Origin of the sequence: Aeromonas sp. s13 (assembly GCF_040907905.1) — a bacterium.
GTDB classification, from domain to species: Bacteria; Pseudomonadota; Gammaproteobacteria; order Enterobacterales; family Aeromonadaceae; genus Aeromonas; species Aeromonas veronii.
In genome coordinates this window covers 1-11956 of record NZ_JBFOCS010000023.1, presented here as the reverse complement: position 1 = coordinate 11956, position 11956 = coordinate 1, and the positions used below count along the sequence as shown (strand labels likewise).

Annotated in this window: 7 protein-coding genes, 5 tRNA genes and 1 riboswitch; of the genes, 3 read left to right on the top strand and 9 right to left on the bottom strand. The window is 60.0% G+C overall.

Annotated elements, in window-relative coordinates:
* Positions 1 to 121: 121 nt before the first annotated feature.
* Together AB5Y82_RS02585 and AB5Y82_RS02580 are read right to left on the bottom strand one after the other, a co-directional pair.
* Positions 122 to 2569 (bottom strand): ABC transporter permease, encoded by a 2448-nt coding sequence (locus AB5Y82_RS02585; RefSeq protein WP_368173612.1) that lies wholly within the window; start codon positions 2567 to 2569, stop codon positions 122 to 124.
* Between the two features lie 36 nt (positions 2570 to 2605).
* The gene (locus tag AB5Y82_RS02580) at positions 2606 to 3301 is read right to left on the bottom strand and encodes an ABC transporter ATP-binding protein (protein ID WP_139477396.1); all 696 of its coding nucleotides are present in this window, start codon (positions 3299 to 3301) and stop codon (positions 2606 to 2608) included.
* Positions 3302 to 3357: 56 nt separating this feature from the next.
* On the opposite strand from AB5Y82_RS02580, the gene AB5Y82_RS02575 reads away from it, so the two are divergent.
* On the top strand, positions 3358 to 3969 hold the full coding sequence (locus tag AB5Y82_RS02575; protein ID WP_005335237.1) for an arylesterase: 612 nt from the start codon (positions 3358 to 3360) through the stop codon (positions 3967 to 3969).
* A gap of 182 nt (positions 3970 to 4151) precedes the next feature.
* Here AB5Y82_RS02575 and AB5Y82_RS02570 read toward each other — a convergent pair whose 3' ends face one another.
* Both AB5Y82_RS02570 and AB5Y82_RS02565 read right to left on the bottom strand, forming a co-directional pair.
* Positions 4152 to 5096, bottom strand: coding sequence for a chemotaxis protein CheV (locus AB5Y82_RS02570; RefSeq protein ID WP_005335238.1), 945 nt, complete (start codon positions 5094 to 5096; stop codon positions 4152 to 4154).
* A 139-nt stretch (positions 5097 to 5235) separates the two neighbouring features.
* Positions 5236 to 8265: a glycosyl hydrolase family 18 protein gene (locus AB5Y82_RS02565; protein ID WP_162632613.1), complete on the bottom strand. Its 3030-nt coding sequence runs from the start codon at positions 8263 to 8265 to the stop codon at positions 5236 to 5238.
* A gap of 116 nt (positions 8266 to 8381) precedes the next feature.
* A riboswitch (cyclic di-GMP riboswitch) is annotated at positions 8382 to 8464 on the bottom strand.
* 293 nt (positions 8465 to 8757) lie between these two features.
* Here AB5Y82_RS02565 and AB5Y82_RS02560 point away from each other — a divergent pair.
* Complete coding sequence (locus AB5Y82_RS02560) at positions 8758 to 10947, top strand: ExeM/NucH family extracellular endonuclease (protein ID WP_111901220.1); 2190 nt, start codon at positions 8758 to 8760, stop codon at positions 10945 to 10947.
* Between the two features lie 171 nt (positions 10948 to 11118).
* Here AB5Y82_RS02560 and AB5Y82_RS02555 read toward each other — a convergent pair.
* The 5 genes from AB5Y82_RS02555 to AB5Y82_RS02535 all read right to left on the bottom strand — a co-directional run bounded on the left by AB5Y82_RS02555 (position 11119) and on the right by AB5Y82_RS02535 (position 11671).
* Positions 11119 to 11194, bottom strand: a tRNA-Ala gene (locus tag AB5Y82_RS02555).
* Between the two features lie 34 nt (positions 11195 to 11228).
* Positions 11229 to 11304, bottom strand: a tRNA-Ala gene (locus AB5Y82_RS02550).
* Positions 11305 to 11352: 48 nt separating this feature from the next.
* Positions 11353 to 11428: transfer RNA gene (locus tag AB5Y82_RS02545), tRNA-Ala, on the bottom strand.
* Between the two features lie 63 nt (positions 11429 to 11491).
* A tRNA-Ala gene (locus AB5Y82_RS02540) sits at positions 11492 to 11567 on the bottom strand.
* A gap of 28 nt (positions 11568 to 11595) precedes the next feature.
* Positions 11596 to 11671 (bottom strand) — tRNA-Ala (locus AB5Y82_RS02535).
* A 45-nt stretch (positions 11672 to 11716) separates the two neighbouring features.
* Between AB5Y82_RS02535 and AB5Y82_RS02530 the strand changes: the two genes are divergently transcribed.
* Positions 11717 to 11956 (top strand): hypothetical protein (locus AB5Y82_RS02530; protein ID WP_368173611.1); only part of this gene is annotated, 240 nt, incomplete at its 3' end.

Here is an 11956-nt window from a genome sequence, read left to right as displayed (position 1 = left end):
CCCGCTCGCTGCGTCCGCTCATCAGCACCTCACATAGCAAGCAGCCCGGCCAATGGTCGGGCTGCTTGTTTATTGTGGCTGCGCTATTGCACCTTGTGTGCATCGGCTCGCGCTGGCAGGATTACAACAGTCCCTGACCCAGCCCCCGCAGCCGATCGCTCAGGGTGCCAGCCAGCAGCTGACGCTGCATCCCCTGCCCCGCCAGCGTCACCAGCAGTGCCCCCAGCGTCGGCAGGCCGAGCCAGATGGCCCAGTGGAACTGCCACTGCCCCTCGAACCACCACCACTGCAGGCCAAAGGAGCAGAGCTCCACCACCATGGCGGCACAGAGCCCAGCCAGCGCACCACTGGCCACCAGCTCCCAACGCAGCATCTTCCTGAGCAGACCGCTACTGGCACCCAGGGTGCGCATCAGCAACAGCTCGCGCCGACGCTGAGCCATGCTGGCCTGAGTCTGGGTCAGCAGCACCAGCAGCGCGGCCACTGTCACCAGCCCCAGCATCAGCGCCAGCGCCCTACTCACCTGCTCCGAGACCTGAGTGAGCCGCGCAATCAGGTCATCCACATCGATAAGGCTCACCGTGGGGTGACGGCGGATCAACTCCACCTCGGCAGAGCGCCCCGCCTCGGGCAATCGGTAACTACCAAGCCAGGTACGGGAGAAGGGTGCCAGCAGATCCTCGGAGAAGATCATGTAGAAGTTGGGCCGCATATTGTCCCACTTGATGCTGCGCAGACTGGTGACCCTGGCGCCGAAGCTGCGCCCCTCGATGGTAAAGGCGAGCATGTCCCCCAGCTTGATATCGAGCCGCTTGGCCAGCTCACTATCCACCGACACCTCGCCGGGGCCAGCGAGCCATTTACCGGCCACCAGCTTGTTGTCGATTGGCAGGGTTGTTGTGGTAGTGAAGTTGAGCTCCCGATCGACCCCCTCGCGGCCACTGCTGGCCCCCTCGCCCACCGCCTCACCGGCGATATGGGTCAGCCTGCCGCGCACCATGGGGTAGAAGTCGGAAGTGTTGGCCCCGGCTGCCGCCAGTTCGCTCAGGATCCCCTCCCGCTCGTTCTCCGCCACATTGACCAGAAAACGGTTGGGCGCATCAACCGGGAGACGGGCCGAAAACTCATCCAGCAGATCGACCCGGGCCGCCCATAACAGACCAAACAGCATCAATGCCAGCGCAAAGCCCGCCAGCTGAAACAGGCCGCTGCTGCGCTCGCGCGACAGGTGGGCCAGCGCCAGCCGCAAGGCATGAGGCCCGCTCACTCTCGCTCCCAGCCGCAACATCAACGCAGCCAGCAGGGCCAACAGCCCCATCAGCAAGCCCATGCCACCGACCAGACCCAGCGCCAGCCGCACATCGGCGGTAAAGCCCCAGACCAGCGCAAACAGCCCGAGCAGGCCGACCGGCAGGGCCATCCAGGGGGGAATCCCCGCCTCCAGCTCCCGGCGCAATACCCGCAGCGGCGGCACTTTCAGCAGCCGCAAGAAGGGCACAAAAGCGAGCAGCAGGGTGATAAAGAGCGCCACCGCCACGCCTAGCGCAAAGGGTCGCCAGGAGGGGGGCGGCAGATCCGGCGGCAGCAGATCCCCCAGCAGCTGCAAGGTGATCCACTGCATGGCTGTGCCCGCCACCAGACCCAGCAACGCGCCGATAAGCGTCAACGACAGCAGCAGGGTTCCCATCAGTTGCCAGAGCGAGCGACGGGATGCCCCCAGGGTTTTGAGCAACGCCACCATATTGGTCTGGCGCTCGGCAAAGTGGCGCACCGCAATCCCCATCGCCAACGCCCCCAGCAACACCCCGCTTAGCGAGGCGAGCCGGAAGAAACGCTCGGCATTGGCCAGCGAGCGGCCCACTTGGGATTCGCTGTCATCCGGTTTGATCCACTTCTGTCCGGCCTGCAACTGCGGCAGCAGCCATTGCTCGTAACGGGCCAGCGACTCTCGCGGCCCCTTGAACAGATAGCGCCACTGCTGGCGGCTGCCCGGGAGCAGAGCGCCGGTCGCCTCGATATCGGCACTGTGGATCAGCGCACGCGGCGCCAGCAGGAAGGGGCTGAAGCCCTGATCCGGCTCCTCGCCAAGCAGGCCTGCCACCTTGAGCACCGTATTGCCCACCTCCAGCTCATCCCCCGTTTTGGCCTTGAGCAGCTGCATCACCCGGGCGGAGAGCCAGATCTCGCCGGGAGCCGGGGCACGGGCAGGTTCCAGAGTGAGCTTGCCGTAGAAGGGAAAACCATCGGGCACCGCCCGAATGGAGGCGAGCTGCAAGGCATCACCGTGAAACAGCATGCTGTTGAAGCTGACGGTGGTCTGCACCGCCAAGCCATCCAGTTTCGCTCGTTCCAGCCAACCATCCGGCAGAGCAGCGGCAGTACGCAACACCCGATCCGCCCCGATAAAGTCGCGGCCCGATGCCTTGAGTCCGGCATCGAGCCGATCAGCTACCAGCGCCACACTCAAGATGCACGCCACGCTCAGGGCCAGTGCCAGCACAAACCAGCGCAGTTCGCCGCTGAAACCTTCCCGGCGAAGCAGTCGCCATCCCAATCGCCACTGCATCATCCCTTGCATCTCCCACATGACCCGCAGCTCACCCCGTTACACCACACCATGGGTCACCTCGCGATCCAGCCGACCCGCCGTCATGACCAGTTGCCGCTGGCAACGTTCGGCCAGCTGATGGTCATGGGTTACCACCACTAGCGTGGTGCCGTGCTTGCGATTGAGTTCAAACAGCAGCTCGATCACCTTCTCGCCGGTCTTGCTGTCGAGGTTGCCGGTCGGCTCGTCCGCCAGCAGCAGACTGGGGCGAGTCATAAAGGCACGAGCGATGGCCACCCGCTGCTGCTCACCGCCGGAGAGCCGTGGCGGCAGATGGTGCAACCGCTCGCCAAGTCCGACCGCAGCCAGCAGCTCGCGGGCTCTTGGTTCGCAATCCCGCTCACCGCGCAGCTCGGCGGGCAGCATCACATTCTCCAGCGCCGTCATGGTCGGGAGCAGCAGGAACGACTGGAACACAAAACCGATCTGCTCGGCGCGCAACCGGGCCCGCCCCTCTTCATCCAGCTCGCCAAGGGATTTGCCGAGGATTTCGATGTCTCCCTGACTCGGCAGATCGAGCCCGGCCAGCAGCCCCAGCAGGGTGGACTTGCCGGAGCCGGAGGCACCGACCAGCGCCACCGTCTCGCCGCTATTGACTTGCAGATCGATCCCTTCAAGGATGGTGAGGCTTTCCTGGCCGAGGCGAACCGATTTGCCGAGGCCCTTGACGACAATAATGGGGGTTGAACTCATGCTCTGTATCCTTTGCTCCAATCCCTTGATGACAATCCATAGCGGGAGTTGAATTGATGGTGCGTATTCTGTTTGCCTTGTTCGTTGGCCTCGGCAGCCTGCTCTCGTCGGCTCAGGCCCAGACCCTGCTGGTACTGGGAGATAGCCTGAGCGCCGGCTATCAGATGCAGGTTGAGCAGAGCTGGCCCGCCCTGCTCAACCAGAAATGGCAGGAGGAGGGGGGCAAACACACCCTGCTCAATGCCAGCATCAGCGGTGAAACGACCCAGGGGGCGCTGGCCCGTCTGCCCGCTCTGCTGAAGGAACACAAGCCGGACTGGCTGCTGATCGAACTGGGAGGCAACGATGGCCTGCGCGGCTTCGCACCGACCATTACCCGCCAAAATCTGGCCAGCATGATCGCGCTCGCCAAGGAGCAGCAGACCCGTGTGGTGTTGACCCAAATCCAGCTGCCCCGCAACTACGGTGCCCGCTATCTGCGCCAGTTCGAACAGATCTTTCCCGAGTTGGCCCAGGCTAACGATCTGCCGCTGCTGCCCTTCTTTATGGATGATATTGCGCTGCGCCCTGAACTTATGATGAACGATGGTATTCATCCCACCCCGGCGGCCCAGCCACAAATCCGCGATAAAGTCGCCCGCTTTATGGAGCCGCTGCTCAGCCAATAAGCCCGCCGTCTATCACCAATATCCCATAACAAAATATCCCGCCAAAATCGGATGTTTTGGGCAGTCGACGATCTCTGCTTGGCACCTTGATTCACCCAATCCATCGCCAATACCCAATAACAACACATCCCGCCGAAGCGGGATGTGTTGTTATTGATTTAGCATAACCGGCAGGCAACTTCTCAGCTTTCCAGCACCTGGCGCAGCCGCTCCTGGGCCACGCCGACCAGCAAATCGGGCTGGAATTTGGAGATAAAGCGGTCGCACCCCACCTTCTTGACCATGGCTTCGTTGAAGTTGCCGCTCAGGGAGGTGTTGAGGGTGATAAAGAGGTCAGACATGCGCGGATCGCTGCGCACCTCGTGGGTCAGGCGGTAGCCATCCATCTCCGGCATTTCGGCATCGGTGATCATCAGCAGGATCTCGTCGGTCACCTTCTTGCCAGCATCGCACCACCCCTTGAGCAGGGTCAGCGCCTGCAAACCATCCTGACACTCGATCACCTCAAGCCCAAGCTGGCCCAGGGTCTCGCGCACCAGATTGCGGGCGGTGCTGGAGTCATCGACGATCAGCACTTTGCGGCCATGCATCTCGGGCAGGATCTCCCGGTCCAGCACCTCCTCGGAGATGCGGATGTCATAGGTGATGATCTCCGCCAGCACCTTCTCCACATCGATGATCTCGACGATCTGATCCACTCCATCTTCGGGAATGCGGGTGATGGCGGTGAGGTAGTTGGCGCGCCCGGCAGAGCGCGGCGGCGGCAGTATATCCTTCCAGGTCATGTTGACGATGTTGGCCACCTGCCCCACCAGAAACCCCTGAATGGTGCGGTTGTACTCGGTGATGATGAGGTTGGATTCACTGTCGATGGGCATGGGACGCATACCGATGGCGCTGCGCAGGTTGATCACCGGGATCGAGGTACCGCGGATATTGGCCACCCCACTGATATTGTGATGGGAGCCCGGCATCTTGCTCAGATGGGGCAATTTGACCACTTCCCGTACCTTGAAGACGTTGATGGCGAACATCTGACGGGTGCCGAGACGAAACATCAACAACTCGAGGCGGTTTTCACCCACCAGTTGAGTTCGTTGATCAACGGAATCCAATATACTCGCCATACGCTGATATCCATCTGATTATTAATCGACTCTATTATAGAGGCTGCCCGCCAGGAAAGGCAGGCGCATTTTCAACCAGAGCGACCAACCAGACAAAAAAAGTGAGGCCGAAGCCTCACTTATCTCATTGATTTTAAAATCAATAGCTACAGACAGACTTCCAGCTGCCATCGGTTGCCTTGGGCTCGCTGCTGGTCCACCAGTTCGCCTGCCACACTACCTTGTTATGGGTGATGCGGTCGCCGCCATTGGCATGATCCCCCTGCGGCCAGCTCGGATAGGCCTTGTAGGCCGCCGGATTGACGTTCTGGCTGCTGCAGCTGGTACCCGGATTCTCGCCGCCACCCGAGCCCAACACGGCCTCCGGCAGGGTCGGGAACTCGGCCTTGAGACCAATGGTCTGGCTGCCGCTGATGATGCGCATGCCGCTTGGCACGCCAGCAGCGGGCAGGTAGTAGGTCATGGCGACTTCAATCTCGGCCCCCGGTGCCAGAGTCTGCCAGCCCGGCAGGTTCATGGCGACCTTGTGGAAGTCCTTCTCGCCCGCAATGCCTTCCGAATTGTCGTTGCCACCGCTCTCCACCACTTTCAGCCCCATGCCACTCTGATCCGTGATGGTGTCAGAGGTGGAAGTGGGCACCAGAAACTCGATGCGCGCGCCGCCCGGAATGGTCTGGGTCGACTTATTGACCAGCTTGAGTTTCGGGTTGATCGGGTAGTTGGAGTCCCCTTCCTTGAAGCCGGAGAGGCTGACCTGGATGTCGAGCTGGGCGCTCGGCGCGGCCAGATCGTTTTGCTTGGTGTTGTACGGAGTTGCCTTGGCAAACTTCTCATAAGCCAGGGTGGTCAAGGTGCTGCCCATGCCGTACTCGTTCTTGGCCGGATCGAAGGCGTAATCACCCGCCATCTCCCAGAACATCACGCCACCCAGACCGCGCTTGATGATGTAGTCCAGCTTGTGGCCCATGGACTCTTCATCTTCGGTTGAGAGGAACACCTTCTTCTCTTCATTCCACAGCCAGGGCGCGTGGGCCTTGTCATCGTAGTAACGCACATACTTGCCCTGCATCACGTGAGCCGGATTGTTGGGATCCAGACCCCAAGCAGTGCCATAACTCGGCAGCGTGGTGATGCCGAGGCTGGCTGCATGCTCCAGGTTCTTGGCATGCCACATGGGCACGGCGCCACCGCCGATCTCTTTGCCGTTCTTGTCGAGATCATGCCAGATGTTGTCGATGCCGACCGCCCCGTTGCCGCACGGAATAGTGCTGCCACCTGTGCCCGGCTGGCACTCGTTCTGGCTCGGCAGGGCTGCCTTGCCACCCAGCCCGTGACTGCCACCGCTCACCCCCTGCCAACCGCGGGTGTAATAGGGCACGCCAACGTTGATCTTGCCAGCCGCCAGCGCACCGCGGAAGTAGTGGGCAGACCAGGCCGCGTTGAGGTAACCGATACCGCCAAACTGGGTCTGGGTATAGACGCCCCAATGGGAGAGCTCGGGGTCGGCATTGTTGTCGAACAGGGCCGCGTTGTGACCGACAAAGTGGTTCCAGGCACCGTGGAAGTCATAGGTCATCAGGTTGACGTAGTCGAGGTACTGGGTGACCTGGAAGTTCTCCATCCCCCGCAGCAGATAGGCAGAAGCCGGTGAGGCGATGGTCAGCATATACTTGCGGCCATCTTCGTTACCGGCGTTGTCGAGCCGCGCCCGCAAGGTCTTCATCAGCACCTCGTAATTGGCAAACAGCTTGGCCCGGCACTGGTTGGAGAGCGGGAAATCGTTGGGGTTGCCCGCATCCTTCATCGAGGTGGGGTATTCGTAGTCGATATCGACCCCGTCAAAACCGTACTGGCGGATAAAGCTCACCGCCGAGTCAGCCAGGGTGTTGATACCTGCAGTATTGACCGAGCAGTCACCCTTGGTAGTGGCAGTGTAGAAACCGCGGGTATCGGCCCAGCCCCCGACCGAGATGAGGGTCTTCACGTCCGGATACTGCTTCTTGTACTTCGACAGCAGGTTGAAGTGGCCCTTGTAGGCGAATTCAGGATCCATCTCGGCACCCGGCACGCCATCCCAAGTCATCTTGGTGGCTGCATCGTCCACCTTGATGGTGTGGCTCTGCTCATCCACCGCCGCGAAGGCGTAGTTGATGTGGGTGATCTTGTTCCATGGAATATCGCTCACCAGATAGGCGGGCAGGCCGTTCTTGCCAGTGCGCCAGGAGGTGAAGTAGCCGATGACCCGGCGGGCATGGTCATCCCCCATGCACTCGTAGCCATCCGGGCGATAGACCTGGCGAATGTCACAAGAGAGGTTGCCACCGGTAGGCGGCAGCGCGGCCTCCTCGACATTGACGGTCACCGCCGCCGACTCGCCGCTCAGATTGGTCTTGTCAGTGGCCACCAGCTTGAGGGCGGCACTGCCTTTGACATCCGGCGTCCAGTTCACCTGCCAAGGGGCAGTGGTATCTTCGCCCACCTTCTTGCCGTCGACATAGAGCTCGACTTTGGCCACATCGTTGTTGGCATCTGTGACGTTGCCGCTCACCGCCACACTGCGACCCAGCGTCACCTTGGCTCCATTGGCCGGGCTGCTGATGCTTGCCTTGGGCGCCTCTGGCGCGACCACGGCGGCGACGTTGAAGCTCGAATCCGCTTCGCTCAGCACCTTGCCATCTTTATCCAGCGCGCGGGCTTTGAGGGTATGGACCCCCACTCCGGCGGCGCTCCAGCTGGCACTCCAGGGCGAGGCGCTCGCCGTGGCGACTAGCGTGCCGTCGACAAGATATTCCACCCGGGCCAAGGCCGTTACCGGGCCGCTCAGGCTCACCGCCAGCGCCACGCTGGCTCCTTCGTTGAAGCTGGCACCGGCAGCCGGTGAGCTGATGGCTACGCCGAGCGCAGGAGGAGGCACCTCGCCACCATAGGGCTTCCAGGCATCTGCCCAGACCACACCTACCCCCGGCTCATAGTGATAAGGGGATGCCCCGCACCAGCCTGAATAGGGAAATTCTTTGCATTCATAGAGGGCACCGACGTTGCTGACGATATCGCCAGCCTTGTAGGCAGTACCGGATTTATAGGCGGGATAAGCGGCCTGAGCCCAGGCAGGCGCGGCCGCAAGGGCGACCAGCATGGCAAGCCTGCTGGGTCTGAAGAGCTGTTGCATATTGTTATCTTCCTTGTTTTGTCTTGGCATTGGTCACCAAGGCAAAGAACAATCGCAACCTGCATGATGGGCGCAGACAACTGGCAATGGACCTGCCACAAAAACCACCCCTCACCCAGGGAAACCCCGCTATCTGGATCTACGATCGAGACCGGAAGCATTGCGCCCCGACATCACTGCCGGTTTGCCCTTTACCTGGGTTCCGTGAGGAACGAACCCAGTATAGGAAGGCGACAAGATCCCCTCAATCTTTATTCTCAAAGAGAATTATCCCCTGCCACAAAAGCGTCATGATCTCAGGGTTAAAATTGATTTAATTATCAAAAAAATCATATCGTTACTGGGATCATAAAAACGCTTTCCCGCACCTTCCCAGATTCATTTAATGTGCGTTGGCTCACTGGTATGACATGCCAGAAATGTGACAATGCGCGCCCTTGGTCAACGAGCCAAGGCTATGGAATCACTGGCAAAAATAAAAAAGGAACACCTATGAAAGGTACTCGTACCCTGCTGTCGCTGGCCGTGGGGCTGGCACTTGCATCCTCAGGCGCCCATGCGGCATTTGTCTGCCCGTCCGATCCGGCTCAACTCACTCCCATCCCGACCATTCAGGGCACAGGCTCCGCCAGCGCGCTGGCCACCCAGACCGTGACCGACAAGAACGGCAATGTGACCGGTAAAATCAGCACGGGCACCTTCAACGTTCGCGGTATCGTGACGACGCTAGGCCAAAGCCTGACCAAGGGGTTCTATCTGACCGACCCGGTGGGCGATGGCAATCCGGCCACCTCTGATGGCATCTTTGTCTATCTGAACGACAAGGACTTCGCGACCAAATATAAAGACATCAAACCGGGGAGCGAAGTCTGTCTGGAAGCACAGGTGCAAGAGTTTTACGGCGGCACCCAGCTGACCCCGTTAGTCGACAAGGCCACCAAAAAAGCCCACTTGCAAGTCACCGCACAAGGGCTGAATGTGCCGACCAGCGTATTGCAGGTGAATGAAGGGGAGACGCTGGCGCAAGCGCTCAATCGCCACGAAGGGATGCGGGTACGTCTCGACAGCAGCAGTGACCTGCACCTGACCCGCAACTATGGCTTCGACTACAAGGTCGAGCGCAACAACGTAGAGTTGGCCCACAAAACCCCGCTGATCAAACCGACCCAACTTCATGTTGCCAACAGTGCGGACGCTGTCGCACTGGCCACCAAAAATGGCAGCAACCGTCTGGTAGTCGAGTCGGATTACAAAGCGCCGGATGGCGTACTGCCCTGGTTCCCGAGCTGGGATGCCGATCAGGGATATCTGCGCATCGGTGATCAACTGACCGGGCTGGAGGGGGTGATCGTATACAACAAGGATGCCTTCCGTCTGGTGGTACCGAGCGATGTCACCCTGACTGCCGGCGCCCTGCTGCGCACCCCTGAAGAGGATCGTCAAGACGCGCCGACTCGCCTCTCTGGCAGCGATCTGCGGATCGGCAGCTTCAACGTGCTCAACTACTTCACCAGTCACTCCAGCATCGGCGGTGCACTCAATATCCTGTGCAAGGATCAGGCGGATGCCGACAACGCCAAAGGTTGCAACCGGGGTGCCAAGAGCCAGCCCGAGTTCGAGAAACAGCGCACCAAGATCGTCAATGCCATTACCGCAATGGATGCCGATCTGCTCGGCCTGATGGAGATGGAGAACAACGGCTTCGAGGATAACTCGGCCCTCCACAATCTGGTGACCCGCCTCAACGAACAGCAGAAGGATGCGAGCAAACACTACGCCTATGTGCGCCTGCCGGTCAAGGCACTTACCGATGGCAAGTTCTTCGGCGGCGACGCCATCATGGTGGCGATGATCTACCGTCCTGCCCTGCTCACCCCCAGCGGAGATGCCAGCGTCATCAAGCTGCCGGAGCAGCGCTACACCACTGGTGGTGTGGCCAAGACAGCCGGTCAGCGCGATTCTCTGGTTCAGACCTTCACCCTCGCCAAGAGCAAGGAGCCGCTGACGCTGGTGGTCAACCACCTCAAATCCAAGGGGTCAGGCTGCTACGAAAATGGCGATGGCAAGACAGAACCGGCCGACCTGCAGGGCAAGTGCACCGAGTTCCGGGTCTCTGCCGCCAAGGTGCTGGGTGAAGCGGTCAACAAACTGCCGGGCCAGGTGCTGCTGGTAGGCGACTTCAACTCCTACGCCAAGGAAGATCCGATCCGGGTACTGACCGACTACAACCCGGCCACCAGCGAGCGGAAGATCGTATCGGCCTCCCACACCTTTATCGGTGAGCAGTCCTATGAACAGCTCGGTCGCGAAGTAACTCGCAGCTACGGCCTGATCGATCTCAACGTCAAATTCAACAAGGAGAAAGCCATCTCCTACAGCTACGACGGGGAGCTGGGCACTCTGGACTATGCCCTCGCCAACCCGGCGCTGGCCAGCAAGGTGGCTGGTGTCGCCGACTGGCACATCAACTCCTTCGAAAGCTCCCTGTTCGAATACGGCAGCAAGTACACCGGCTCCCTGCTCAAGTCTGACAACCCCTTCAGTGCCTCCGACCATGATCCCATCATCGTCGACCTGAGACTGGAGAGCGATGCCACCAAACCGGACACCTCCTCAGGCGGTGGTGCACTGGGACTCGGCCTGCTGGCCCTGTTACCGCTGGCCTGGCGACGTCGCCGTTAACCACAAGCGCATCTGAATAGTGCAAGCAAAGCCCGCGAGTCTCGCGGGCTTTTTCATTCAGGTCATTGGATTTACAAATGAAAGGCGCGGGCGTATGGAGAAAATAAATGATGGAGAAAACAAAAAGGCCACCGCTATGCGGTGGCCTTTTTGTTTCTTGTAACAAGAATTTGGTGGAGCTACGCGGGATCGAACCGCGGACCTCTTGCATGCCATGCAAGCGCTCTCCCAGCTGAGCTATAACCCCGATTTTTGTGAATGACCGGCAGTCACTCTGAATTTGGTGGAGCTACGCGGGATCGAACCGCGGACCTCTTGCATGCCATGCAAGCGCTCTCCCAGCTGAGCTATAACCCCAAATTCGGTACTGAATGAATGGTTCTGGCGGCCATTCATCCTAAATAGTGGTGGAGCTACGCGGGATCGAACCGCGGACCTCTTGCATGCCATGCAAGCGCTCTCCCAGCTGAGCTATAACCCCACAAAGGTCGGCCTGGGTGATACACACCGCACTGCCCTGGGTACTTCATTTCAATCAGGAACCTGGTGGAGCTACGCGGGATCGAACCGCGGACCTCTTGCATGCCATGCAAGCGCTCTCCCAGCTGAGCTATAACCCCTTTGATTCCAGATTGTTCGAGGATAATTTGGTGGAGCTACGCGGGATCGAACCGCGGACCTCTTGCATGCCATGCAAGCGCTCTCCCAGCTGAGCTATAACCCCAACTCACCTCGGCGCTGACGAAGTTATCTCCGGCAACGGAGGCGCATGATAGGCATCACCCGCTTTGCTGTCAACCCTAAAATAACCGCGACTGATTCGTTTAGTCAAAATTGCAGCAGTTCGCTGTTTTTACCAGCAAGACGCGTGCTATCTCCCTGTTTTATGTCACAAATCGGCTCAAGCACCTATAAAGGAGAGGCCGTGCAGCGAGCCTCTTTCCCCGTGCAACGCCCCCCCCCGCTCTCAGGCCTCTTGTGCTGGCTGATCATCAGCTTCTCCCCCGTC

Coding starts and splice junctions, on each gene's coding strand:
- AB5Y82_RS02585 (WP_368173612.1), bottom strand. CDS start 2,569: ATGATGCAGTGGCGATTGGGATGGCGACTGCTTCGCCGGGAAGGTTTC.
- AB5Y82_RS02570 (WP_005335238.1), bottom strand. CDS start 5,096: ATGGCGAGTATATTGGATTCCGTTGATCAACGAACTCAACTGGTGGGT.
- AB5Y82_RS02560 (WP_111901220.1), top strand. CDS start 8,758: ATGAAAGGTACTCGTACCCTGCTGTCGCTGGCCGTGGGGCTGGCACTT.
- AB5Y82_RS02565 (WP_162632613.1), bottom strand. CDS start 8,265: ATGCAACAGCTCTTCAGACCCAGCAGGCTTGCCATGCTGGTCGCCCTT.
- AB5Y82_RS02580 (WP_139477396.1), bottom strand. CDS start 3,301: ATGAGTTCAACCCCCATTATTGTCGTCAAGGGCCTCGGCAAATCGGTT.
- AB5Y82_RS02575 (WP_005335237.1), top strand. CDS start 3,358: ATGGTGCGTATTCTGTTTGCCTTGTTCGTTGGCCTCGGCAGCCTGCTC.